Consider the following 23,085-nt stretch of genomic DNA (forward strand, 5'->3'; position numbering starts at 1 on the left):
ATCCGCTCAGCGCCCGTGCTGCGCGACCCAGGAGGCGTGCAGCCCCGCGTAGGTCGAGCCCGCCTGGCCCACGAGCTCGGCGTGCGGGCCGCGCTGCACGACGCGGCCGCGGTCCACCACCACCACCTCGTCGGCCTGCTCGGCGGTCGAGAGCCGGTGGGCGATGGTCACCGAGGTGCGGCCCGTCATCAGGCGCTCCAGGGCCCGTCCGATCCGCATCTCGAGCTCGGGGTCGACCGCGCTGGTGGCCTCGTCGAGGACCAGCAGGTCGGGATCGGCCAGGTGCGCGCGGAGGAGGGCGACCAGCTGGCGCTCGCCGGCCGAGAGGGACTCGCCGCGCTGGCCCACGCGGGTCGCGAGCCCCTCGGGGAGACCCGCCACCCAGTCCGCGAGGCCCAGCTCGCGGGCCGACGCCAGGATCTCCTCGTCGGTGGCGTCGAGCCGCCCGTACCGGACGTTGGCCGCGACGGTGTCGTCGAAGAGGAAGCCCTCCTGCGGGACCAGGACCACACTGCGGCGCAGGCTGTCGGCCCGCACGTCGCGGACGTCGACCCCGTCGAGCAGCACCGCCCCCTCGGTCGGGTCCATCAGCCGGGTGAGCAGCTTGGCGAAGGTGGACTTGCCCGAGCCCGTCTCCCCCACGATGGCGACCCGGGTGCCGGCGGCGATCTCGAGGCCCACCCCGTGGAGCACCGGCGGTCCGCCGGGGTAGGCGAAGGTCACGCCGTCGAACCGCACGTCCACGGGACCGCGGGGCAGCACCTGCCCCGCCTCCCCCGGGTCGACCAGGTCGGCGGGCGTCTCGAGGATCCCGATCACCCGGCGCCAGCTCGCGATGGCGTTCTGGGCGTCGGTGAGGATCTGGGTGCCCATCTGGACCGGACCCACGAAGAGCGTCACGAGGAAGGCGAAGGCGAGGACCTCGCCGGCCGTCATCTCCCCGGTGATGCCGAGGAGGACGCCGACCACCAGCACCCCGGCGTTGGCCAGGCCCGCGGAGATGCCGCCGAGGGAGAACGAGACGACCGTGTAGGTCTGCGCCTTCAGGCTCGCCGCCTTGAAGTCGTCGATCGCGTGGTCGATCCGGGCCTGGGTGCGGTCCTCGACCGCGTGGGCCCGGACCACGGAGGCGCCCACGACGGGCTCCGCGATCGCCGAGAGCAGGGTGCCGACGTGGCGGCGCACCACGCCGTACGCCTCGGACAGCTTGCGCTGGAAGTAGCGGATGGAGCCGAAGAGGGGGGCGAAGCAGAGCCAGACCACCAGGGCCAGCTGCCAGCTGTAGACGACCATGATCACGGTCGCGACGAGGACCTGGCCGACGCTCACCACCAGGATCAGCCCCCCGAAGACGAGGAACTGGCTGACCTGGTCGACGTCGGTGGTGACGCGCGAGACCAGCGCCCCTCGGCGCTCGGTGTTCTGGGTCAGCACCGGCAGGTCGTGCACGTGGCGGAACGCCTTGACCCGGAGCGTCGCCAGCCCGCGCTCGGCGGCGGTGAAGAGCCGGCTGGTCATCAGGTAGGAGGCGCCGGCGGTCAGCGCGACCCCGACGGCCGAGACGACGCCCATCCAGACGACGAACGAGACGTCCGGCCCGTCGGGCCCGTTCAGCCCGCGGTCGAGCGTCTGCTGCACGGCCACCGGCACGATCACCTGGCCCAGGGAGGCCAGGACGGCCAGCACGAAGGTCACCCTGATGCCCTGGACCAGCTCGGGCGAGATCGCGATCCCGCGGCGGATCGTGGCCATCGCCCCGATCTCCTCGCCGGTCGTGACCGTCGTCCCCGAGGTCGGTTGCTGCCTCGTCGTCGTGCTCATGCCCGCTCCTCCACGTGCCGCTCGGCGCCGTCGACGTCGTCCTCGTAGGCGTTGACCAGACGGGCGTAGTCCGGGTTGCGGCGCAGCAGCTCGGCGTGCGTGCCGCGGTCGACCACCCGGCCCCCGTCGAGGTGGACCACCTCGTCGGCGAGGCCGATGGTGGCCTTCCGGTAGGCGACGACGACCAGGGTCGTCTCCGCCCCGGCGTCGCGCAGGGAGGCGAGGATCCGCGCCTCCACCTCGGGGTCGACCGCGGAGGTGGCGTCGTCGAGCACCAGGAGCCGGGGCCGGCGGACCAGGGCACGGGCGAGCGAGACCCGCTGGCGCTGCCCGCCCGAGAGCGAGGTGCCACGCTCCCCCAGCTGCGTGTCCAGGCCGTGCGGCAGCGCGGCGACGAAGCCGTCGGCCTGCGCGGTCCGCAGCGCCGCCCACACCTCGTCGTCGGGGACGTCCGCGCCGAGGGTGATGTTGCCCCGGACCGTGTCGTCGAACATGAACGCCGTCTGCGGCACCAGGGCCAGCGCCCCGGCGAGGGCGCCCCGGCGCAGCTCGCGCACATCGGTGCCGTCCAGCAGCACCCGGCCCCGGTCGGGGTCCAGGAGCCGCGCCAGCAGCGAGGTCAGCGTGCTCTTGCCCGAGGCGGTGGGCCCGACGACGGCCACGGTCCGACCGGGCTCGACGTCGAAGGTCACCTCGCCCAGCACGGGCTCGGCGTCCTCGTAGGCGTAGCCCACGCCCTCCACCTCGAGGTGGGCCCCGCGCGTGGACGCCGGGAGCTCGCGGTCGCCGTACGGCATGCTGCCGGTCGCCCGCAGCACCGCCCGGGTGCGGCGGAACCCCACCACGCTGCGGGGGAACTCGCCCAGGAGCCAGCCGATGGCGCGGATCGGGAACGCCACGATGGTGAGCAGGTAGGCGACGGTGACCACGTCGCCGGCGTCGGTCGCCCCCGAGAGGACCCGCGAGACCCCGACGGCCAGCACGACGAGCACGCCGAGGTTGGGCAGCGCCGCGAGCACCGGGTCGAAGACGGCCCGGACCCGGCCCGCGCGGGTCACGACGTCGCGCAGCTCGTGGGCCTTCAGCCGGAACCGCTCGGTCTCCTCCGCCTCCCGGCCCAGCGTCTTGACCACCGTGGCGCCGTCGAAGGACTCGTGCGCGATCTCGCTCAGCTCGGCGCGCAGGCCCTGCGCCTTGGTCATCAGGGGCGAGGAGAGGCGCTGGTAGACCAGGTTGGCGCCCACGACGGCCGGGAAGACGAGCAGGCCGACTCCGGCCATCACCACGTCGGCGAGGAGCATCTGCACGACGGCGATCACCATCATCACGACGGTGCCCAGCGCCATGGGCAGCGGCGCGATCGGACCCCACGCCGCCTCGACGTCGGAGTAGGCGTTGGAGAGCAGCTGGCCGGTCGGGTGCCGCTGGTGCCAGGAGAGCGGGAGCGCGAGGTACTGGCGGGTGACCGCCCGGCGGGTGTGCGCCTGCATCCGGTACTGCATGAGGCCCGCCCCGAGGCGTCGGGCCACGATGCCGACCGCGCGCAGCAGCGCGACGCCCGTGAAGAGCCCGACCACCGCCCACAGCAGGCCGATGCCGATCTCCCCGTCGGTGAAGGCGGGGATGACCACGTGGTCGGTCGCCCAGCCGAGCACCCACGCGTCGGCCACGGTCAGCACGGCGAACAGGACGCTGCCCAGGGTGGAGAGCGCGAAGATCAGCGGCTCCCGGCGGATGGCCACCCCCAGAACCGCGAACCCCTCCCGGGTGGTCGAGGCCCGAAACGTCTCCTTCTCCTCCACCGCGCGTGTGCCTCCTCGTCGCTCGACCGTCGACCGAGGGCGTGACGGGCACCCGGCTCCCTGCGCCAACCCCGGCGCGCCCCCACGCTATTCCCGGCCACCGACAGCCGCGTCGCCGGCGCGTCGGCGTCCGTCACGCCGTCGTAACACGCGCCGCCTAGCCTCCCCGCGTGACCACGCCGCCCATCCTCCAGCCGGGAGACGCGCTGCCCGCCGGCGCGACGTACCTGCCCTCCTCCCCCGAGCACGTCGTGTGGGGGCGGCTGCCCTGTGCCACGGACGCCCCGGTGCTCCGCGTGGACGCCGGCGACGAGGTGGTGGTCGACACGCTCAGCCACGAGGGCCTGCTGGAGGACCAGGGCCGGGACCCCAGGAGGTTCTTCGAGGCGGCCGGCGCCCCCGGGGTGCTGGACGACGCCGTCGCGCTGGCGGCCTCCGACCACCCGCGCACCTTCGGCGTGGACGGCCCGCACGTCACCACCGGCCCGGTCCTGGTCCGCGGTGCCCGGGTCGGCGACCTGCTCTCGGTCAGGGTGGTCGAGACGGTGCCCCGGGTGCCCTACGGCGTGGTCTCCAACCGGCACGGACGCGGCGCGCTGCCGGAGGAGTTCCCCTGCGGGGGCGACGAGGTCTTCAGCGTCTTCGCCACCGTCGGCGAGGACGGGCGCGGCCGGATGCGGCTGGCGCCCGGCAGCGCCTCCGAGGTCACCTTCGAGCTGCGCCCGTTCCTCGGGATCATGGGGGTCGCCGTCCCCGGCGGCGAGCGGCCCCACTCGGTCCCACCCGGACGTCACGGCGGGAACCTCGACATCAACCTGCTCACGGCCGGCTCCACCCTCCACCTCCCCGTCCTGGTGGACGGGGCGCTGGCCTACGTCGGCGACCCCCACTTCGCCCAGGGCGACGGCGAGGTGGCGCTCACGGCGATGGAGGCCTCGCTGCGGGTCCGGCTGCGCTTCGACGTCGTGCCCCGGGAGGAGGCGGTGACGGCCTTCGGGGAGCTGGCCGGTCCCCTGGCGGAGACCACCGACCTGCTGGTCCCGACCGGGCTCGACCCGGACCTCGACGTGGCGGTGCAGGACTGCGTCCGGGCGGCCGTCGCGCTGCTCGCGGCGCGGTTCGGGATGGACCGCCGGCACGCGTACGCCTACCTGTCGGCCGCCACGGACTTCAACATCTCCCAGGTGGTCGACCTGGTGAAGGGGGTGCACGCCCGGATCCGCAAGGCCGACTTCGCCCACCTGCCCTGACCGTGCCCTCCCTACGCTGGGACGCATGACCGACTCGCTCGCGCGCCGGGAGCGCGCCGCCCTCTGCGACACGGCCCTCGCGCTCGGGCCCGACGCCCCCACCTGCTGTGAGGGGTGGGACACCGGCGACCTCGTGGCCCACCTGCTGGTCCGCGAGCGCTCGGCGACCGGGATCGGCCAGGTCGTGCCCCCGCTGCACGGCCTGGTGGAGCGTGCGATGGCCCGGCACCGGAGCCGGCCCCTCTCGGAGTCGGTGACCACGCTGCGCACCCCGCCCCCGTGGCTGCCGGGGCCACTGGACCGTGCCATGAACACCGTCGAGCTCTTCGTCCACCACGAGGACCTGCGCCGGGCACGGCCCGGGTGGGCGCCCCGCGAGCTGGCCGCAGCGGACGAGTCGACCCTCTGGTCGCAGCTGCGCCTGGCCGGGCTCGCCCTCGTCCGGCCCGCCGGGGTCCCCGTGGTGGCCGCCACGGGGGACGGCCGGCGAGCCGTGCTGCGCCGGGGAGCGGAGCCGGTCGTCCTCACCGGCAGGCCCTCGGAGCTGCTCCTGCTCCTCTTCGGCCGACCGACCCGCGACGTCGCCGTCGACGGCCCAGAGGAGTTAGTGCGCCGCTTCCGCGCGGCGTTCGACGGGGCCTAGGACCGGACGGGCTGCCGCCGCACCGGGTGGCCGGCAGCGGCGAGCGCGTCCTTCACCTCGGGGACGGTCATGGTGCCGAAGTGGAAGACCGTGGCGGCGAGGACCGCGTCCGCGCCCGCGGCCACCGCGGGGGCGAAGTGCTCGAGCCGTCCCGCTCCACCGCTGGCGATCACCGGCACCGAGACCGCGCGGCGCACCGCCGCGACCAGGTCGAGGTCGAAGCCGTCCCGGGTGCCGTCGGCGTCCATCGCGTTGAGCAGGATCTCGCCCGCCCCCAGCTCGGCCGCGCGGGCCGCCCACTCGAGTGCGTCGAGACCGGCGGACCGGCGGCCGCCGTGGGTGGTCACCTCGAAGCCCGAGGGGGTCCCGGCGGCCCGCCGGGCGTCGACGGACAGCACGAGCACCTGGCTGCCGAACCGGTCGGCGATCTCGGCGACGAGCTCGGGACGACGGATGGCGGCGGTGTTCACCGCGATCTTGTCGGCACCGGCCCGCAGCAGCCGGTCGACGTCGGCCACCGACGAGACGCCCCCTCCGACGGTGAGCGGGATGAAGACCTGCTCGGCGGTGCGGGAGACCACCTCGAGGGTGGTCGCCCGCCCCTCGTGCGAGGCCGAGATGTCGAGGAAGGTGAGCTCGTCGGCGCCCTGGGCGTCGTAGGCTCTGGCCAGCTCGACGGGGTCGCCCGCGTCGCGCAGCTCCTGGAAGTTGACCCCCTTGACCACCCGGCCGCCGTCGACGTCCAGGCACGGGATCACCCGTACGGCGAGGCTCACGACGTGCGCGGCAGGGTCAGGGCGAGCGCCTCCTCGAGGGTGAACCGGCCCTCGTACAGCGCGGTGCCGATGATCGCGCCCTCCACACCGTCGGGGACGAGCGCGGCGAGCGCCTCGAGGTCGGCCAGCTCGGTCACCCCGCCCGAGGCCACGACCGGGCGGTCGGTGCGCGCGCAGACGGTGCGCAGCAGGTCGAGGTTGGGCCCCTGGAGCATGCCGTCCTTGTTGACGTCGGTGACGACGTAGCGGGCGCAGCCCTCGGAGTCGAGTCGCTCGAGGACTTCGAAGAGGTCGCCGCCGTCGCGGGTCCACCCCCGGGCCGCCAGCGTGGTGCCGCGCACGTCCAGGCCGATCGCGACCCGGTCGCCGTGGGTGGCGATCGCGCGGGCGCACCACTCGGGCTGCTCGAGGGCGGCGGTGCCGATGTTGACCCGGCGGCACCCGGCGGCCATGGCGGCCTCCAGCGACTCGTCGTCGCGGATCCCGCCGCTCATCTCGACCCTGATGTCGAGGCGGCCGACGATCTCGGCCTGCAGCTCGCGGTTGTGCCCGCGCCCGAACGCCGCGTCGAGGTCGACGAGGTGCAGCCACTCGGCGCCGGCCTCCTGCCAGCGCAGCGCGGCCTCGACCGGGTCGCCGAACCGCTTCTCGGAGCCGGCCACCCCCTGGACGAGCTGGACGGCCTGACCCCCGGCGATGTCGACGGCGGGGAGCAGCTCGAGGTGGTCGGGCACGGTGTGACTCCTGGTGACGGGCCGCCCTGGCCGGGCGGGAGGGGACGGGACGGGCTCGGTCAGAGGGTGGCGACCCAGTTGCGCAGCAGTGCGGCGCCCGCGTCGCCCGACTTCTCGGGGTGGAACTGGGTGGCGGTGAGGGGGCCGTTCTCCACGGCCGCGACGAAGCGGTCACCGCCGTGCTCGGCCCAGGTGACCAGGGGGGCGCGGGTCCGGTCGTTGGTGACCAGCTCCCAGCGACGGACCCCGTAGGAGTGGACGAAGTAGAAGCGCTCGTCGCGGAGGCCCTCGAAGAGGGCGCTCCCCCCGGGCACCTCGACGGTGTTCCAGCCCATGTGCGGCACCACCGGCGCCTGCAGCCGCTCGACCACCCCGGGCCACTCGTCGCACCCCTCGGTCTCGACTCCGTGCTCGATGCCCTTGGCGAAGAGGACCTGCATGCCGACGCAGATGCCGAGCACGGGCCGGCCGCCGGCCAGCCGGCGACCGATGATCTCGTGGCCGCGGACGGCCCGGAGCCCGGCCATGCAGGCGGCGAAGGCGCCGACGCCGGGCACGACGAGCCCGTCGGCGCCCTCCGCGACCTCGCGGTCGGCGGTGAGGACGACCTCGGCCCCGGTCCGCTCCATCGCCCGGACCGCCGAGCGCAGGTTGCCCGAGCCGTAGTCGAGGACGGCGACCGTGGGGCGTCGGACCGGGTCCCCCGTCGTCACAGGGCACCCTTCGTCGAGGGCACCCCGGTCTCGCGCGGGTCGATCGCCACGGCGTCGCGCAGCGCCCGGGCGAAGGCCTTGAACTGGGTCTCCACGATGTGGTGCGGGTCCCGGCCGCCGAGCACCCGCACGTGGATCGCCATGTGGGCGTGGTGCGCGATCGACTCGAAGACGTGGCGGGTCAGCGACCCGACGTACGGCGCGCCGGTGCCGCCGATCTGGACGTACTGCTGGCCCTCGGGCTCGCCGTCGTGGACGCAGTACGGCCGGCCGGAGACGTCGACGACCGCCTGGACCAGCGCCTCGTCGAGCGGCACGGTCGCGTCACCGAAGCGGCGGATGCCGACCTTGTCCCCCAGGGCGCTGCGCAGGGCGTCACCGAAGGCGATGGCCGTGTCCTCGACCGTGTGGTGGGCGTCGATGTGGGTGTCCCCGTCGACCCGGACGGTGAGGTCGACCAGGGCGTGCCGGCCCAGGGCGGTCAGCATGTGGTCGTAGAAGCCGACGCCGGTGTGCACGTCGGTGCGGCCCGAGCCGTCGAGGTCGAGCTCGAGGTGGACCTTGGTCTCCCGGGTCTCGCGGTCGACCACCGCGGTCCGACGACGTCCACCGACCTGCTGCTCGCTCATCCCTGCTCCTCGCTCGCGCCCCGGGTGGTGACGTCCACCAGGGCTTCCTTGAATGCTGCCATCTCCTGCGGCGTCCCGACCGAGACCCGCAGCCAGCCGTCGGGGCCGACCTCCCGGATCAGCACGCCGGCGTCCAGCAGGCCCTGCCAGACCGCGTGCCGGTCGTCGAACCGGCCGAAGTAGACGAAGTTGGCGTCGCTCTCGGCAACCTGGTGCCCCCGTGCCCGGAGCCAGTCGACCAGCAGGTCGCGCTCGCGGCGCAGGTCGTCCACGCGGCCGAGCAGCTCGTCGGCGTGCCGCAGGGCCGCCAGGGCCGTCGCCTGGGTGACCGCGGAGAGGTGGTAGGGCAGCCGCACGACCCGGACCGCGTCGCAGATCTCGCGCGCCGCGGCGAAGTAGCCCACCCGCGCCCCCGCGAGCGCGAACGCCTTGCTCATGGTGCGGGTGACGACGAGGTTGCGGTGCCGGGGCAGCAGCTCCAGCGCGCTGGGGGTGCCGGCGCGGCGGAACTCGCCGTACGCCTCGTCGACCACCACCAGCCCGTCGCCGGCCGCCTCGCACAGGACCGTCACCGCCTCGGGCGGCAGCGCGGTCCCGGTGGGGTTGTTCGGCGACGGGAGCAGCACGACCGAGGGGCGGTGCTCCAGCACCAGCTCGCGGGCGGCGTCGAGGTCGACGCTGAAGTCCTCGGCGCGCCGGCCCTGCACCCAGGCGGTCACCGAGTCGCGGGCGTACTCGGGGTACATCGCGTACGTCGGGGCGAAGCTGAGCGCACAGCGGCCGGGACCGCCGAAGGCCTGCAGCAGCTGCAGCATCACCTCGTTGGAGCCGTTGGCCGCCCACACCTGGTCGGGCGTGATGCCGGAGCCGCCGGAGGAGTTGAGGTAGTCGGCCAGCGCCCGGCGGAGCTCCACGAACTCCCGGTCGGGGTAGCGGTTGAGGGTAGCCGTCGCCGCGGCCACGGAGGCGGCCACGTCGGCCACCACCGCCTCCGACGGCGGGTAGGGGTTCTCGTTGACGTTGAGCTGGACGGGGACGTCGACCTGCGGGGCGCCGTAGGGCTCCAGTCCGACCAGGTCCTCGCGCAGCGGCGGGAAGGTCACCGGAGACGGACCTTCACGGCCTCGCCGTGGCCCGGAAGGTCCTCCGCCTCGGCCAGGGTGACCACGTGGTCGGCGACCGCCTCGAGCGCCTCGCGGGTGTAGTCGACGACGTGCACCGACCGGGTGAACGCGCGGACCGAGAGCCCGGAGGAGTGGCAGGCGCAGCCCGCCGTGGGCAGGACGTGGTTGGAGCCCGCGCAGTAGTCGCCCAGGGAGACGGGCGCCCAGGTGCCGACGAAGACGGCACCGGCGTTGCGGACCCGGGCGGCGACGGCGGAGGCGTCGGCGGTGTGGATCTCGAGGTGCTCGGCGGCGTAGGCGTTGACCACCGCCAGGCCCTGCTCGACGTCGCGGACCAGGACGATGCCCGACTGCTCCCCCGTCAGGGCCGTGCGGACCCGCTCGACGTGGCGGGTCGCCGAGACCTGCTTGTCCAGCTCGGCCTCGACCTCGGCGGCGAGCCGCTCGGAGTCGGTGACCAGCACGGAGGCCGCCATGGGGTCGTGCTCCGCCTGCGAGACCAGGTCGGCGGCCACGTGCGCGGCGTCGGCGGTGTCGTCGGCGAGGATCGCGATCTCGGTGGGGCCGGCCTCGGAGTCGATCCCCACGACGCCCTTGAGCAGCCGCTTCGCCGCGACCGTCCAGATGTTGCCGGGGCCCGTGACGAGGTCGACCTTAGCGCAGGGACCGGCTCCGTGGGCGAGCATCGCGATCGCCTGGGCGCCGCCGACGGCGTAGACCTCGTCCACGCCGAGCAGGGCGCAGGCGGCCAGGATGGTCGACTCGGGCAGGCCGCCGTTGTGCTTCTGGGGCGGGCTGGTCAGGGCGATGGAGCCGACGCCGGCGACCTGGGCCGGGACGACGTTCATCACCACCGAGGAGACCAGGGGGGCCAGGCCGCCGGGGACGTAGAGCCCCACCCGGTCCACCGGGACCTTGCGGTGGGTGACCACGGCACCGGGGCCCAGCTCGGTGACGACGTCGTCCTCGAGCTCGGCCTCGCAGGTGGCCCGCAGCCGGCGCACGGACTCCTCGAGCGCGGCGCGGACGGCGGGGTCGAGCGCCTCCAGGGCGGCGCCGAGCGCCTCCATCGGCACGCGGACGTCGTTCAGCCGCACCCCGTCGAACCGCTCGGTCAGCTCGAGGACCGCCTCGATGCCCCGGACCCGGACGTCCTCGCAGAGGGGTCGCACCACATGGACCGCGGACTCGACGTCGAACTCGGCGCGCGGCACCGCGGCGCGGTAGTCGAGGGACGCGTCGGCGTCCCGGAGGTCGAGGCGGCGGATCATGGGGACAAGTGTAGGTGTGGCTCCCTGCGCGCCCACTGCCCGGACCGGCAGTGGACAAACTAGGTTGGACGGGTGAGCGAGTCCCCTCCCGAGCAGCTGCCGATGTTCCCGCTCGGCACCGTGGTGTTCCCGGGGATGTCCGTGCCGCTCCACGTCTTCGAGGACCGCTACCGCGCCCTCGTCCGCCACCTCGTGACGGAGCCGGACCCCGCCCGCCGGCTCTTCGGGTCGGTGGCGATCCGGGAGGGCTACGAGGTCGGGGACCACGGCGCCCAGTCGCTCTACCGGGTCGGCTGCCTGCTCCAGCTCACCGAGGTGGAGCCGCTCGCCGACGGCGGCTTCGACGTGGTGGCCGTCGGCCGCGGGCGGTTCCGGCTGGACCGGCTGCTCACCGACGGGGAGTTCCCGGCGGCCCGGGTCACCGGCCTGGACGAGGGCGAGGTGCCGGTCGCCGACGAGCTGACCTCCCGGGCACGGGCCACCTTCACGGCCTACCGGGCCGCGATCTCCCGCTTCCGCGAGGACCCCTTCTCGGGCGCGCTGCCCCGGGACCCGCACTACCTGTCGTGGACGCTGGCGGCGCTCGCCCCGCTCCCGATGGCCGAGCGCCAGTCGCTGCTGGAGGCCGACGACACCGCGGAGCGGCTCCGGCTGGTGACCCGGCTGCTCCGCGAGGAGCTGCGGGCGATGAACGTCATCCCCTCGCTGCCCGCGACCGAGGTCGCGCGGACCCGCTGGTCCCCGAACTGAGCAAGACCCCGACGATCCCGAGCAGCGCCCCGCCCGGCAGGGCGCTGAAGGCGCTCGACTCGAACCACAGCGGCCAGGGGTCCGCGTCGGCGCCCGCCAGGCGGAGGTCGGCAGGGATCTCCTGGAGCGGCGCCGCCCCGACCGCGACCTCGCGCGGGTCGGGGGGCCCGAGGGCGTGCCCGACCTGGAACATCAGCCAGGCCGCGAGGACGGACCCCACGCAGGCGGCCCCGAGGGTGACGAGCTCCCGGTCCCGGCCCCACACGGCGGTGAGGACGCCGAGCAGCAGGCCACCGGCCACGCCGAGCAGCGCGAACAACGCGGTCGCCGACGCGTCCTGGTCCAGCCCCTCCCGGGTGAGGAACCACTGCCCCTCGTAGGCCTGCCCCACCGGGGGCTCCCAGAGGGCGAACCAGGCCACCCCGAGCAGGGCGCCGCACACCGCCCAGAGGAGGAGCAGCACGACGAGGTGCCGGGCCCGCGCCGCCCCCGGGGTCAGCCGGACAGGCATCCCGGCCCGAGCAGCTGCTTGAGGTCGGCGAAGAGGGCGGGGCTCGCGGTGACCCGCAGCCGGTTGTCCAGCTTCATCACCTTGGTCGAGGTGCGCGTGAGGAGGCGCAGCTGGACCTCGGTCATGCCCGGGTGGGTGGAGAGCACGTCGCGCAGCTGCTCGACGACCGGCGCGGTGCAGCGCGTCGACGGCAGGCTGATCACCACCGGCCCGCTGGGCCCGTCGGTCAGGTCGGGGAGCGTGACCTCCTGCCCGCGCAGCTCGGGCTGGTCCTTGTCGCGGGAGAGCTGGCCCTTCACCCGGATGATGGCGTCCTGGGAGAGGTACGGCGCGGCGAGCTGGTAGGCGCTCGGGAAGAGCAGCACCTCGATCGCGCCGTCGAGGTCCTCCAGCGTGATGGTGGCCCACGCGTCGCCCCGCTTGGTGATCTTGCGGTTCACGGCGGTGACCAGGCCGCTCACGGTGAGGGTGCTGCCGTGCTGGCGCTCCTCGTCGAGCATGAGCTGGCCGATGGTGCAGTCGGTGCCGGCCGAGAGGACGTGCTCGAGCCCCATGAGCGGGTGGTCGGAGACGTAGAGCCCCAGCATCTCCCGCTCGTGGCCGAGCAGGGTCATCTTGTCCCACTCGTCGATCTCGGGGACGGTGACGGAGATGCCGAACCCCTGGTCGGCCTCGTCCAGGCCCCCGAAGAGCGAGTCCTGCCCGATCGCCTCGTTCTTCTTGATGTCGACGTACTGGTCGACGGCGGTCTCGTGGATCGTCACGAGGGCGCGGCGCCGGTGCTTCATCTCGTCGAAGCCGCCGGCCTTGATGAGCGACTCGATGACGCGCTTGTTGCAGACGAGCGCCGGCACCTTCTCCATGAAGTCGTTGAAGTCGGCGAACCGGCCCTTCTCCTCCCGCGCGGCGACGATCCCGTCGACCACGTTGCCGCCGACGTTGCGGACCGCGGTGAGGCCGAACCGGATGTCGGTGCCGACCGGGGTGAAGTTGGAGGCGGACTCGTTGACGTCGGGCGGCAGGACGGCGATCTTCATCCGGCGGCACTCGTTGAGGTAGATCGCCATCTTGTCCTTGTCGTCCTTGACCGAGGTCAGGAGCGCCGCCATGTACTCGGCCGGGAAGTTGGCCTTGAGGTAGGCGGTCCAGTAGGAGACGAGGCCGTAGGCGGCGGAGTGCGCCTTGTTGAAGGCGTAGTCGGAGAACGGGAGCAGGATGTCCCACAGCGTCTTGACCGCGGCCATCGAGAAGCCGCGCTCCCGCATGCCGGAGGAGAACGTCTCGAACTGCTTGTCCAGCTCCTCCTTCTTCTTCTTGCCCATCGCGCGCCGGAGCAGGTCTGCCTGGCCCAGCGTGTAGCCCGCGAGCTGCTGGGCGATCGCCATGACCTGCTCCTGGTAGACGATCAACCCGTAGGTCTCGCCGAGGATGTCCTCGAGCGCCTCGGCCAGCTCGGGGTGGATCGGCTCGACGGGCTCGCGCCCGGTCTTGCGGCGCGCGTACTTGTTGTGGGAGTCCGCACCCATCGGGCCCGGACGGTAGAGCGCACCGACGGCCGAGATGTCCTCGAAGGTGTCGGGGCGCATCGAGCGCAGCAGGGCCCGCATCGGACCGCCGTCGAGCTGGAAGACGCCGAGGGTGTCGCCCCGCTGGAGCAGGGCGTAGGTCGCGGGGTCGTCGAGCGTCAGGTCCTCGAGCACCACGTCCTGGTCGCGGTTGGCCTTGATGTTCTTCACCGCGTCGTCGAGCACCGTGAGGTTGCGCAGCCCCAGGAAGTCCATCTTGATCAGCCCGAGGGACTCGCACGTCGGGTAGTCGAACTGGGTGATCATCGCGCCGTCGGAGGGCCGCTTGAGCAGCGGGATCACGTCGACCAGCGGCTCGCTCGACATGATGATGCCGGCGGCGTGGACGCCCCACTGGCGCTTGAGTCCCTCGATCCCCATCGCGGTGTCCACCACGCGCCGGACGTCGGCCTCCGCCTCGTAGAGGGAACGGAACTCGCCACCCTCGCCGTAGCGCTTGTGGTCGGGGTTGAAGATGTCCCGCAGCGGGACGTCCTTGCCCATGACCGCCGCGGGCATGGCCTTGGTGATCCGGTCGCCCATCGAGAACGGGTAGGCCAGGATCCGCGAGGAGTCCTTCACGGCCTGCTTCGCCTTGATCGTGCCGTACGTGATGATGTACGAGACCCGGTCGTCGCCGTACTTCTCCGTGACGTACTTGATGACCTCGCCGCGACGGCGCTCGTCGAAGTCGATGTCGAAGTCGGGCATCGAGATGCGGTCGGGGTTGAGGAACCGCTCGAAGATCAGGCCGTGCTCCAACGGGTCCAGGTCGGTGATCCGCATCGCGTAGGCCACCATCGAGCCCGCTCCGGAGCCGCGACCCGGGCCGACCCGGATGCCGTTGTCCTTGGCCCAGTTGATGAAGTCGGCGACGACGAGGAAGTAGCCGGGGAAGCCCATCTGGGTGATGACGCCGACCTCGAAGTCAGCCTGCTTGCGCACCTTGTCGGGGATGCCGTTCGGGTAGCGCACCCTCAGCCCCCGCTCGACCTCCTTGACGAGCCAGGAGTTCTCGTCCTCGCCGGGCGGGCAGGGGAACCGCGGCATGTAGGTGCCGTTGCCCTCGGTGAACTGGACGTCGCAGCGCTCCGCGATCCACAGGGTGTTGTCGCAGGCCTCGCGCAGGTCGTACTTGTCGACCCAGAGCGAGCGCATCTCGGCGGGGCTCTTGATGTAGTAGCCGTCGCCGGAGAAGGCGAACCGCTGCCCCGGACCGTCGCCTGCCGGGATGTCCATGGTGGAGCCGGAGTTGATGCAGAGCAGGTGCTCCTGGCTCGCGGCGTCCTCCTGGCGCACGTAGTGGGAGTCGTTGGTCGCCAGGAGCGGGATGTCCAGGTCCTTGGCGAGCCTGAGCAACCCGTCGCGGACGCGCGTCTCGATGGAGAGGCCGTGGTCCATCAGCTCGAGGAAGTAGTTGTCCCGACCCAGGATCTCCTGGAAGTCGCCGGCCGTCTGCCGGGCGGCCTCGTAGTTGCCGTGGCGCAGGTGGACCTGGATCTCGCCCGACGGGCAGCCGGTGGTGCCGATCAGGCCCTTTGCGTGCTGGGAGAGGAGCTCGCGGTCGGCGCGAGGGTGCTGGAAGAAGCCGTCGCGCCAGGCGCCGGTGGAGAGCCGGAAGAGGTTGTGCATCCCCTCCGTCGTCTCGGACAGCAGCGTCATGTGCGTGTAGGCGCCGCGGCTGGAGACGTCGTCGGGGCCGCCCTGGTAGAAGTTCACCCGCTTGCGCTCGAACCGGGAGATGTTGGGGGTGAAGTACGCCTCGATGCCGATGATCGGCTTGATCCCGGCGTTCCGCGCCTTCTTGTAGAACTCGTAGGCACCGAAGACGTTGCCGTGGTCGGTCATGGCGATCGCGGGCATGCCGAGCTCGGCCGTCCGCTCGGCCATGTCCTGGAGGCGAGCGGCGCCGTCGAGCATCGAGTACTCGGTGTGGACGTGCAGGTGCACGAAGTTGTCGTTGGAACCGGCCGACATGAGTGGCTCTTCCACACCTTCCGGGGGGTCGCTGAGGCATGCGCGGCTGGCGCATCCCGGGGGAAGGACGCCAGCCTACGACAGGCTGTCAGGCCCCTCCGACATGACACGGCGGCCGGGGTCGGGCCGCGCCTCCGGACGCCTCACGAGCCCCGGACGGGGGAGCCGGGCCAGGCCAGGTGGAGGTCCGGCCACCCCTCCTCGTTGTCGGAGCCGTCGGTCCGCTCGACCTCCACGAAGCCGTGCCGGGCGTAGAAGCGCCGGGCCCCCGTGTTGGACTCGAAGACCCACAGCCCCAGGCCGCCGGGCCGCAGGGACTGGGCGAGCGAGACCAGCGCCGAGCCGACCCCGCGGCCCTGGCCGGTGGGCTCGACGTAGAGGTGGTCCAGCCAGGTGGGCGTGAACAGGGCGAAGCCCAGCAGGGCCTGGCCGTCCTCGGCCAGCCACAGCTCGTGGGTGCCGAGGTCCCACGAGCGCACCCAGCCCCGCACCTCGTCGGGGCCGTGGACGGACGGTGGCATCGCCGGGACCGCGGCCAGCCGCGCCCGCAGGTAGAGCTCGGCGACCCTCGGCAGGTCAGACCGCTCACCCGGCCTCAGCGAGAGGTCCGGCGGCGTCCTCGCCCTGCTCAGCGCTCGTCCCGGATCGTCTCCAGGGCGTGCGCCAGATCGTCGGGGTAGGTCGACTCGTACTCGACGTGCTCGCCCGTGTCGGGGTGCTCGAAGCCGAGCTTCATCGCGTGCAGCCACTGGCGCTCCAGCCCGACCCGGCGGGCGAGCACCGGGTCGGCGCCGTAGGTCAGGTCGCCCACGCAGGGGTGCTTGAGCGCGCTCATGTGGACACGGATCTGGTGGGTCCGGCCCGTCTCCAGGTGGATCTCGAGCAGGCTGGCGAACCGGTGCGCCTCGAGGGTCTCGTAGTGGGTGACGCTGTGCCGGCCGTCGCCCATCACGGCGAACTTGTAGTCGAACTTCGGGTGCCGGCCGATGGGCGCGTCGATCGTGCCCTCGAGCGGGTCGGGGTGGCCCTGGACGAGGGCGTGGTAGGTCTTCTCGACCGTACGACGTCGGAACGCGTTCTTGAGCAGCGAGTAGGCGTGCTCCGACTTGGTGATCACCATGACGCCGGACGTCCCCACGTCGAGCCGCTGGACGATCCCCTGGCGCTCCGACGCGCCGGAGGTCGCGATCCGGAAGCCCGCCGCGGCGAGGTGGCCGACCACCGTCGGGCCGTTCCACCCGGGGCTGGGGTGGACCGCCACCCCCACGGGCTTGTCGATGACGACGATCGAGTCGTCGTCGTGGATGATCCGGATGCCCTCGACGACCTCGGGGACCACGGCCAGCGGGTCGGTCTCCACCGGGATGGTGACCTCCAGCATCGCACCGGGGTGGACCCGCTCGCTCTTGGCCACGCTGGACCCGTCGAGGCGGACGAGGTCCTCGGCGATCAGCTCCGACGCCCGGGTCCGGGAGAAGCCGAACATCCGCGCCATTGCCGCGTCGACCCGCTCCCCCGCCAACCCCTCGGGGACCAGGACCGTGCGGTGCTCGGCGTGGCCGCTCACGCGGCCTCCCCGGGCTCGTCGGACGCAGTCGGCCCGTCGGTGTCGCGGCGGCCGTCCAGGGCGATGCCTCGGAAGCTCTGCAGGATGATCAGCCCCGCCGCCACGTTGATGAAGACGTCGGCGAAGTTGAAGACGGGCCAGTTGGGCAGGCGCAGGAAGTCGACCACGTGGCCGCGGAAGGGCGACGGGTCGCGGAACACCCGGTCCACCAGGTTTCCGGACACCCCGGCGAGCAGCAGCCCCAGGCCCAGGGCCCAGAGCCGGCTGCCCAGCCGTCGGCTCAGGAACAGCACGACCACGACCGCGACGATCGCCAGGCAGGTGAGCGCGACGGTGAACTCGGTGCCGAGGCTGAAGGCCGCGCCCGGGTTGAAGACGAGGTGCAGGCTGAACCAGTCGCCCAGCAGCTGGCGGTCGCCCCCCTCGAGCGCGGAGAGCGCCCACTGCTTGGTGAGCTGGTCGACGACCAGGCCCACCGCCGCCACCGCGGCGAAGATCCGCCGGGGGCGGGGACGACGTGGACCGGGGGTGAGGTCGCTGGGACTCAGCGACGTTCCTCGCGCTGCTTGCATGACAGGCACAGTGTCGCACGGGGGAAAGCCATCACCCTCATCTTGCCGATGGGCTCCCCGCAGGACTCGCAGACGCCGTAGGTGCCGTCGTCGATCCGGGCCAGCGCCCGGTCGATCTGGGCCAGCATCTCCCGCTCGCTGTTCATCAGGGTCAGCTCGTGGTCCCGCTCGAAGCTGGTGGCCCCGAGGTCGGCCTGGTCGTGGCCGGCACCGTCACCCGCGTCCTTCATCAGCCCGTTGAGCTCCTGCTCCTGGGCCTCCATGATCTCCACCAGGCGGTCGCGGTGCAGGTGCAGGTCGGCGAGCACCTCGTCGAGCTCCTGCTTCGACCACCTCTCCTCCCCCTCCTTCACCGCGAGGGAACTGGCGGGAGCCTTCTTGACGGGTGCGTTCTTCACCGGGACGGCCCTCTCGCTCGACCTGCTGGATGACTTCTGGGTGGTCCTCACGGCCGCGGGCGCCTTCTTCGCCGCTGCCTTCTTCGCCGCTGCCTTCTTCGCCGCTGCCTTCTTCGCCGGCGCCTTCTTCGCGGCAGGCGCCTTGCCGGCGGACGCCGTCTTGGCGGACGCCGTCTTCGTCGGCGCCTTCGCGGGCGCCTTCGCGGGCGCCTTCGCGGGCGCCTTCTTCGCAGGCGCCTTCGTCGCGGGCGCGGGCGCCGCACCCCCTCCCGCCTCCACCGCCGGGGTCGTGCGCCCGATCACCCGCTTCGCCACGGCTGCCGCCGAACCCGCCAGGGACTTCCGAGCACTGCGAGCCATGTCGCGCCCCCTGAGACAAAGAAAAAGATGTGGCAGGTGCCACATGTTGGGAGTGGAGAGTAGTCCGTGACAGACGCCTGCTCAACCCGCCTCGCCCAAGGGGTGGTCAGCGGCCCGGGTCACGCAGAACGGCCGGCCTCCCCACGGGGAGCCGGCCGTTCCGTTGCCGATCGGGTGGAGGGTCTCAGCCCTCGTCGTCGCCCAGGATGGAGCGCAGCCGCTTGGGGGCGGGCACACCCTCCCCCGGGGCCGGGTTCTCGAGGCTCGCCGTGCCCTCGAGCGCCTCCAGCTGCTGGGTGAAGTAGGTCTTGAGACGCGAGCGGTACTCCCGCTCGAACGAACGGAGCGTCTCCACCTCGCCGTTGAGCTTGTCCCGCTCCTTCTCGAGGTCACCGAACATCTGCTGGCGACGCTCCGCGGTCTCGGCGTCGAGCATCTGTGCGCGCTGGCGCGCCTCGGCCTCGACCCGGTCGGAGTTGGTCTTGGACTCCGCCTCGAGGCGCTCGGCCTTGGTGCGGGCCTCGCCCACGATCCGGTCCGCCTCGTTCTTCGCGGCGTCGACGAGCTCGTCGGCGTTGCGGGTGGCGATCTCCAGCAGGCGGGCAGCGGCGTTGGAGGCGTCCGGGACGGTCTCGACCTTGATGGTCTCGACGGCGGGCGCGGCGGCCACCGGCTCGGGGGCCTTGACCGGCTCGGGCGCCTTGACCGGCTCCGGCTCGGGCTCCGGGGCCTTGACCGGCTCCGGGGTGAGCGCGAACGGCGAGGCGGCGGGCGCGCCGGCCCCCGCCTTCTGCGCGGCGGACAGCTTGGCCCGCAGGTCGTCGTTCTCCTTGGTCAACCGGGCAAGCTCTGCCTCGACCTCGTCCAGGAACTGGTCGACCTCCCCCATGTCGTATCCCTCGCGGAGACGGACAGGAGTAAAGCGCTTGTTGCTCACGTCCTCAGGCGTCAGCGGCATGACCTCACCCAATCTCTTCGTCGGCAATTCGTCGGCAAACTCGTGGTGCTGCTGTGGGAACAATAGCGCCCGGTGGGCGGGCGCGTTCAGGTACCCGTGTGGCTGGAGGTTCGAGGCGGGGTCAGCCGCCCGCGACGCCGAACGTGCCGCTGACCACCCAGAGCAGCAGGTAGGCCGCGATCAGCACGATCATGAAGCTCAGGTCGAGCGCGACGGAGCCCAGCCGGACCGGCGGGACGTAGCGGCGCACGGCCTTGATCGGTGGGTCGGTCGCGGAGTACACGCCCTCGAGCACCACCAGGAGGGGTCCCTTGGGAGACCACTGGCGCGCGAAGACCTGGACCCAGTCCACGACGAAGCGGACGAACATCAGGGCCAGGAAGCACCAGAGGACGGCGTACAGGACCGTTCCGACGACCACCACGGGCGTGCCTCAGCTCTGGTTGAAGAAACCGCCCTCGACGAGGCGCTCCTTCTCCTCGGCCGCGACGGTCACGTTGGGCGGGGAGAGCAGGAAGACCTTGGCGGTGATCCGCTCGATGCTGCCGCGGGTCGCGAAGACCAGCCCGGCGGCGAAGTCGACCAGGCGCTTGGCGTCGGCGTCGTCCATCTCCGAGAGGTTCATGATCACCGGGATCCCCTCGCGGAACTGCTCACCGACGGTGCGGGCCTCGTTGTAGGTACGGGGGTGCAGGGTGGTGATTCGGCTCAACTCGTGGACCGTTCCGGGGTCGGGGACCGGCGCCGGACGGCGCCGCTCCGAGAGGTCTGCGACCGGGGCCGGGTGGCGGGCGGGCACCCGCTCCTCCGGCCGGGCGACCGCGCTGGTCTCCGCCGTGTAGTCCTCGGCGGCGTGGTCGTCGTACCGTCCCGTGTCCTCGAGCAGGCCGAGGTACTCGCCGATCCTGCGCATCGCGCCGCTCATGACCATTTCCTCCGGTACGTCGTGGCGCCCACCAGGGGCGTCTGCATCTTCTCGGACATTACAAGACCTCGGGTCTGGGACCGAGGATCGCGGAGCCGACACGCACGTGTGTCGCCCCGTGCCGCACCGCCTGCTCCAGGTCGCCGCTCATCCCGGCGGAGAGGATCCCCGCCTCCGGGTGCTGCGCGAGGAACGAGCCGCGGACCCGCGCGAGGCGCTCGAAGGCCTCGTCGGGGTCCTCCCCCAGCGGGGCCACCGCCATCAGGCCCGCGAGCCTGAGCGACTCCTCGCCCGCCACCCGCGACGCCAGCTCGTCGAGGCCCTCGGGGGCGACCCCGGAGCGGTGCTCCGACCCGGCGGGGTCGAGGCTCACCTGGAGCAGCACGTCGAGCCGGTGCCCGGCAGCCTCGGCACCCCGCGCGAGCGGGGCCAGGAGCTTGGGCCGGTCCACCGACTCGACGACGTGCGAGTACGCCGCCACGGCGGCCGCCTTGTTGCTCTGCAGGCCGCCGACGAAGTGCCAGCGCAGGTCCAGGTGGGCCAGCCCCGCACTCTTGGCGGCCGCCTCCTGGTGGCGGTTCTCGGCGACCTCGCGCACGCCCAGGCCGTGCAGCAGCTCGATGTCGGAGGCGGGGAAGAACTTCGTGACGACGACCAGGGTGACGTCGTCCTCCCGGCCGGCCGCGGCGCACGCCGCGGCGATCCGCCCCCGCACGACCTCGAGGTTGCGGGCCAGTTCGTCCCGCCGGCTCACGACGCCCACACCAGTCCGGCGAAGCGGCCGGAGCGGTGCCCGTCGCGGCGGTAGGAGTGCAGGTCCTCGCGCTCGCGCGTGCAGCCACCCACCTCGACGACCTCCACTCCCGCCCGCTCCAGCTGGGCGCGGACCCCGGCGCCGACGTCGAGCGCGGGCGTCCCCCAGGACGTCTGCGCCCGGGCCTCGGGCACGAGGGCCGCGACCTCCTCCCGCATCCCCTCGGGGACCTCGTAGCAGGCGCCGCAGACGTGCGGGCCGACCCAGCCGACGAGGTGCTCCGCGCCCAGGTCGCGCATCCGCTCCACGGCGCGGGTGGCGACGTCCAGGACCATCCCCGACCGTCCGGCGTGCACGGCCCCCAGCACGCCCCGGTCGGGGTCGGCCAGCAGGACGGGCACGCAGTCGGCGACCCGGACCATCAGTCCCAGCCCGGGGGTCGTGGTGACGGCCGCGTCCGCCGTGGGCACGTCGTCGTGGCCGGTCGGAGCCGTCACGAGCACGACGTCGTCGCCGTGCACCTGCACGAGCCGGGCGAAGGGGACGCCCGCGACCGCCTCGACCTGCGCGATCGCGTCGGGGCGCTGCTCCCGGAGGTCGAGGGACGCGTCGGTGAAGGCGACGTCCACCCGCGTGCGGGAGGCGTCGCCCTCACGGGAGTCGCGGAAGACGAACACGGGGCCGGGTCGACTACTTCAGGAAGTCGGGGATGTCGAGGTCGTCGTCCTCGAACTCCACCGTGCGGGCGGGACGGGGCCGCTCGGCGGGCGCGGCGTCGCGACCACCGGCGGGGCGGCCCTGGGCCGGCGCGGGGGCCGAGCCCTGGCGTCCGCCGACCGGCGCCGCCTGGGACGGCGCGGCGGGGCCGCGGCGGGCCTCGCCGGCGTCGGGCTCGGGCCGGGCGGGCTGCCGGGCCTGGGCCGGGGCGGGCCGCTCCTGCTGCGCCTGGGCGACCGGCCGGTTGAAGCCCGAGCTGTTCTCCCGGCGCTTCGGCATGCCGCCGTCGAAGCCCGCGGCGATCACCGTGACCCGCACCTCGTCGCCGAGGGCGTCGTCGATGGTCGCGCCGAAGATGATGTTGGCCTCGGCGTGCGCCGCCTCCGAGACCAGCGCGGCGGCCTCGTTGATCTCGAACAGGCCCAGGTCGGAGCCGCCGGCGATGGAGAGCAGCACGCCGTGGGCGCCCTCGATGGAGGCCTCCAGCAGCGGGCTCGAGACGGCCATCTCGGCAGCCGCCACCGCGCGGTCCTCGCCGCGCGCCGACCCGATGCCCATGAGGGCGGAGCCGGCGTTGGCCATGACCGACTTGACGTCGGCGAAGTCGAGGTTGATCAGGCCCGGCGTGGTGATGAGATCGGTGATGCCCGAGACACCCTGCAGGAGGACCTGGTCGGCCTGCTTGAAGGCGTCGAGGATGGAGACGTTGCGGTCGCTGATCGAGAGCAGCCGGTCGTTGGGGATGACGATGAGGGTGTCGACCTCCTCGCGCAGCTGGCTGATCCCCTCCTCCGCCGAGTTGGCGCGACGCCGGCCCTCGAAGGCGAACGGCCGGGTGACGACGCCGATGGTCAGGGCCCCGAGCGAGCGGGCGATGCGCGCCACGACCGGCGCGCCGCCCGTGCCGGTGCCGCCGCCCTCGCCGGCGGTGACGAAGACCATGTCGGCCCCCTTGAGGACCTCCTCGATCTCGTCGGCGTGGTCCTCGGCCGCCTTGGCGCCCACGTCGGGGTTGGCACCCGCGCCGAGCCCGCGGGTGAGCTCGCGGCCGATGTCGAGCTTGACGTCGGCGTCGCTCATGAGCAGGGCCTGGGCGTCGGTGTTGATCGCGATGAACTCGACGCCCTTGAGGCCGACCTCGATCATCCGGTTGACGGCGTTGACGCCACCACCACCGATGCCCACGACCTTGATGATCGCCAGGTAGTTCTGGGCTGCTGCCACGGTCTACGCCTTCCTTGGTGCGGGCCGTCACGGCCCTGCGGTGG

Annotated in this window: 24 protein-coding genes; 4 read left to right on the top strand and 20 right to left on the bottom strand. The window is 72.9% G+C overall.

The window, feature by feature from the left end:
- Positions 1-6: 6 nt before the first annotated feature.
- Both DNK53_RS06810 and DNK53_RS06815 read right to left on the bottom strand, forming a co-directional pair.
- A complete protein-coding gene (locus DNK53_RS06810; protein WP_110181572.1) occupies positions 7-1,821 on the bottom strand; it encodes an ABC transporter ATP-binding protein in 1,815 nt (604 codons plus the stop codon).
- Positions 1,818-3,623: an ABC transporter ATP-binding protein gene (locus tag DNK53_RS06815; protein WP_110181573.1), complete on the bottom strand. Its 1,806-nt coding sequence runs from the start codon at positions 3,621-3,623 to the stop codon at positions 1,818-1,820. The genes DNK53_RS06810 and DNK53_RS06815 overlap by 4 nt, the downstream gene beginning before the upstream one ends.
- A 170-nt stretch (positions 3,624-3,793) precedes the next feature.
- Here DNK53_RS06815 and DNK53_RS06820 point away from each other — a divergent pair, with 170 nt between their 5' ends.
- Both DNK53_RS06820 and DNK53_RS06825 read left to right on the top strand, forming a co-directional pair.
- Positions 3,794-4,873 (top strand): acetamidase/formamidase family protein, encoded by a 1,080-nt coding sequence (locus DNK53_RS06820; RefSeq protein WP_110181574.1) that lies wholly within the window; start codon positions 3,794-3,796, stop codon positions 4,871-4,873.
- A gap of 25 nt (positions 4,874-4,898) precedes the next feature.
- Positions 4,899-5,516 (top strand): TIGR03085 family metal-binding protein, encoded by a 618-nt coding sequence (locus DNK53_RS06825; protein WP_110181575.1) that lies wholly within the window; start codon positions 4,899-4,901, stop codon positions 5,514-5,516.
- Here DNK53_RS06825 and hisF read toward each other — a convergent pair.
- Genes hisF through hisD form a run of 6 tightly spaced genes read right to left on the bottom strand, consistent with a single transcriptional unit; the run spans position 5,513 to position 10,763 of the window.
- On the bottom strand, positions 5,513-6,292 hold the full coding sequence (hisF, locus tag DNK53_RS06830) for an imidazole glycerol phosphate synthase subunit HisF (RefSeq protein ID WP_110181576.1): 780 nt from the start codon (positions 6,290-6,292) through the stop codon (positions 5,513-5,515). The two genes, DNK53_RS06825 and hisF, sit on opposite strands and share 4 nt — an antisense overlap.
- Positions 6,289-7,026, bottom strand: a complete 738-nt coding sequence (gene priA / locus DNK53_RS06835; protein WP_110181577.1) for a bifunctional 1-(5-phosphoribosyl)-5-((5-phosphoribosylamino)methylideneamino)imidazole-4-carboxamide isomerase/phosphoribosylanthranilate isomerase PriA — start codon at positions 7,024-7,026, stop codon at positions 6,289-6,291. Before priA ends, hisF begins: the two co-directional genes overlap by 4 nt.
- Before the next feature lie 59 nt (positions 7,027-7,085).
- Entirely contained in the window at positions 7,086-7,739 is a 654-nt protein-coding gene (gene hisH, locus DNK53_RS06840; RefSeq protein ID WP_110181578.1) for an imidazole glycerol phosphate synthase subunit HisH, read from the bottom strand.
- On the bottom strand, positions 7,736-8,368 hold the full coding sequence (gene hisB, locus DNK53_RS06845) for an imidazoleglycerol-phosphate dehydratase HisB (protein ID WP_110181579.1): 633 nt from the start codon (positions 8,366-8,368) through the stop codon (positions 7,736-7,738). Before hisB ends, hisH begins: the two co-directional genes overlap by 4 nt.
- Positions 8,365-9,471 carry a histidinol-phosphate transaminase gene (locus DNK53_RS06850; RefSeq protein WP_110181580.1) on the bottom strand — a complete coding sequence of 369 codons (1,107 nt, stop codon included), beginning with the start codon at positions 9,469-9,471 and terminating at the stop codon, positions 8,365-8,367. Before DNK53_RS06850 ends, hisB begins: the two co-directional genes overlap by 4 nt.
- Positions 9,468-10,763, bottom strand: a complete 1,296-nt coding sequence (gene hisD, locus DNK53_RS06855) for a histidinol dehydrogenase (RefSeq protein WP_110181581.1) — start codon at positions 10,761-10,763, stop codon at positions 9,468-9,470. The genes DNK53_RS06850 and hisD overlap by 4 nt, the downstream gene beginning before the upstream one ends.
- A 72-nt stretch (positions 10,764-10,835) precedes the next feature.
- On the opposite strand from hisD, the gene DNK53_RS06860 reads away from it, so the two are divergent.
- A complete protein-coding gene (locus tag DNK53_RS06860) occupies positions 10,836-11,513 on the top strand; it encodes an LON peptidase substrate-binding domain-containing protein (protein ID WP_239456399.1) in 678 nt (225 codons plus the stop codon).
- Here the strand turns inward: DNK53_RS06860 and DNK53_RS06865 are convergent.
- The 6 genes from DNK53_RS06865 to DNK53_RS17430 all read right to left on the bottom strand — a co-directional run bounded on the left by DNK53_RS06865 (position 11,458) and on the right by DNK53_RS17430 (position 18,103).
- A complete protein-coding gene (locus DNK53_RS06865) occupies positions 11,458-12,024 on the bottom strand; it encodes a hypothetical protein (protein WP_110181582.1) in 567 nt (188 codons plus the stop codon). The genes DNK53_RS06860 and DNK53_RS06865 overlap by 56 nt on opposite strands.
- The gene (gene dnaE, locus DNK53_RS06870) at positions 12,009-15,566 is read right to left on the bottom strand and encodes a DNA polymerase III subunit alpha (RefSeq protein WP_110181583.1); all 3,558 of its coding nucleotides are present in this window, start codon (positions 15,564-15,566) and stop codon (positions 12,009-12,011) included. Before dnaE ends, DNK53_RS06865 begins: the two co-directional genes overlap by 16 nt.
- Positions 15,567-15,709: 143 nt before the next feature.
- Entirely contained in the window at positions 15,710-16,087 is a 378-nt protein-coding gene (locus tag DNK53_RS06875; protein WP_110181584.1) for a GNAT family N-acetyltransferase, read from the bottom strand.
- Between the two features lie 107 nt (positions 16,088-16,194).
- Positions 16,195-17,133, bottom strand: coding sequence for an RluA family pseudouridine synthase (locus DNK53_RS06880; protein ID WP_110181585.1), 939 nt, complete (start codon positions 17,131-17,133; stop codon positions 16,195-16,197).
- The gene (lspA, locus tag DNK53_RS06885) at positions 17,130-17,618 is read right to left on the bottom strand and encodes a signal peptidase II (RefSeq protein ID WP_239456400.1); all 489 of its coding nucleotides are present in this window, start codon (positions 17,616-17,618) and stop codon (positions 17,130-17,132) included. The genes DNK53_RS06880 and lspA overlap by 4 nt, the downstream gene beginning before the upstream one ends.
- Positions 17,619-17,677: 59 nt before the next feature.
- A complete protein-coding gene (locus DNK53_RS17430; RefSeq protein ID WP_162599903.1) occupies positions 17,678-18,103 on the bottom strand; it encodes a TraR/DksA family transcriptional regulator in 426 nt (141 codons plus the stop codon).
- On the opposite strand from DNK53_RS17430, the gene DNK53_RS17435 reads away from it, so the two are divergent.
- Complete coding sequence (locus tag DNK53_RS17435) at positions 18,084-18,533, top strand: hypothetical protein (protein WP_162599814.1); 450 nt, start codon at positions 18,084-18,086, stop codon at positions 18,531-18,533. The genes DNK53_RS17430 and DNK53_RS17435 overlap by 20 nt on opposite strands.
- 114 nt (positions 18,534-18,647) lie before the next feature.
- Here DNK53_RS17435 and DNK53_RS18315 read toward each other — a convergent pair whose 3' ends face one another.
- The 6 genes from DNK53_RS18315 to ftsZ form a co-directional block, all read right to left on the bottom strand.
- Complete coding sequence (locus DNK53_RS18315) at positions 18,648-19,421, bottom strand: DivIVA domain-containing protein (protein WP_110181588.1); 774 nt, start codon at positions 19,419-19,421, stop codon at positions 18,648-18,650.
- Between the two features lie 121 nt (positions 19,422-19,542).
- Complete coding sequence (locus DNK53_RS06900; RefSeq protein ID WP_110181589.1) at positions 19,543-19,845, bottom strand: YggT family protein; 303 nt, start codon at positions 19,843-19,845, stop codon at positions 19,543-19,545.
- Between the two features lie 9 nt (positions 19,846-19,854).
- Positions 19,855-20,346, bottom strand: coding sequence for a cell division protein SepF (locus DNK53_RS06905; protein ID WP_110182358.1), 492 nt, complete (start codon positions 20,344-20,346; stop codon positions 19,855-19,857).
- A 58-nt stretch (positions 20,347-20,404) separates the two neighbouring features.
- Positions 20,405-21,100 carry a YggS family pyridoxal phosphate-dependent enzyme gene (locus tag DNK53_RS06910; protein ID WP_110182359.1) on the bottom strand — a complete coding sequence of 232 codons (696 nt, stop codon included), beginning with the start codon at positions 21,098-21,100 and terminating at the stop codon, positions 20,405-20,407.
- Complete coding sequence (locus tag DNK53_RS06915; protein ID WP_110181590.1) at positions 21,097-21,777, bottom strand: purine nucleoside phosphorylase YfiH/LACC1 family protein; 681 nt, start codon at positions 21,775-21,777, stop codon at positions 21,097-21,099. Before DNK53_RS06915 ends, DNK53_RS06910 begins: the two co-directional genes overlap by 4 nt.
- A gap of 13 nt (positions 21,778-21,790) precedes the next feature.
- The gene (gene ftsZ / locus DNK53_RS06920) at positions 21,791-23,041 is read right to left on the bottom strand and encodes a cell division protein FtsZ (protein WP_110181591.1); all 1,251 of its coding nucleotides are present in this window, start codon (positions 23,039-23,041) and stop codon (positions 21,791-21,793) included.
- Between the last annotated feature and the right edge of the window lie 44 nt (positions 23,042-23,085).

The sequence above is a fragment of the Nocardioides solisilvae genome (assembly GCF_003194625.1).
Lineage (GTDB): Bacteria > Actinomycetota > Actinomycetes > Propionibacteriales > Nocardioidaceae > Nocardioides > Nocardioides solisilvae.

Coding starts and splice junctions, on each gene's coding strand:
- DNK53_RS06825 (WP_110181575.1), top strand. CDS start 4,899: ATGACCGACTCGCTCGCGCGCCGGGAGCGCGCCGCCCTCTGCGACACG.
- DNK53_RS06905 (WP_110182358.1), bottom strand. CDS start 20,346: ATGAGCGGCGCGATGCGCAGGATCGGCGAGTACCTCGGCCTGCTCGAG.
- hisD (WP_110181581.1), bottom strand. CDS start 10,763: ATGATCCGCCGCCTCGACCTCCGGGACGCCGACGCGTCCCTCGACTAC.
- hisB (WP_110181579.1), bottom strand. CDS start 8,368: ATGAGCGAGCAGCAGGTCGGTGGACGTCGTCGGACCGCGGTGGTCGAC.
- DNK53_RS06875 (WP_110181584.1), bottom strand. CDS start 16,087: ATGCCACCGTCCGTCCACGGCCCCGACGAGGTGCGGGGCTGGGTGCGC.
- DNK53_RS06810 (WP_110181572.1), bottom strand. CDS start 1,821: ATGAGCACGACGACGAGGCAGCAACCGACCTCGGGGACGACGGTCACG.
- DNK53_RS06865 (WP_110181582.1), bottom strand. CDS start 12,024: ATGCCTGTCCGGCTGACCCCGGGGGCGGCGCGGGCCCGGCACCTCGTC.
- DNK53_RS18315 (WP_110181588.1), bottom strand. CDS start 19,421: ATGCCGCTGACGCCTGAGGACGTGAGCAACAAGCGCTTTACTCCTGTC.
- dnaE (WP_110181583.1), bottom strand. CDS start 15,566: ATGTCGGCCGGTTCCAACGACAACTTCGTGCACCTGCACGTCCACACC.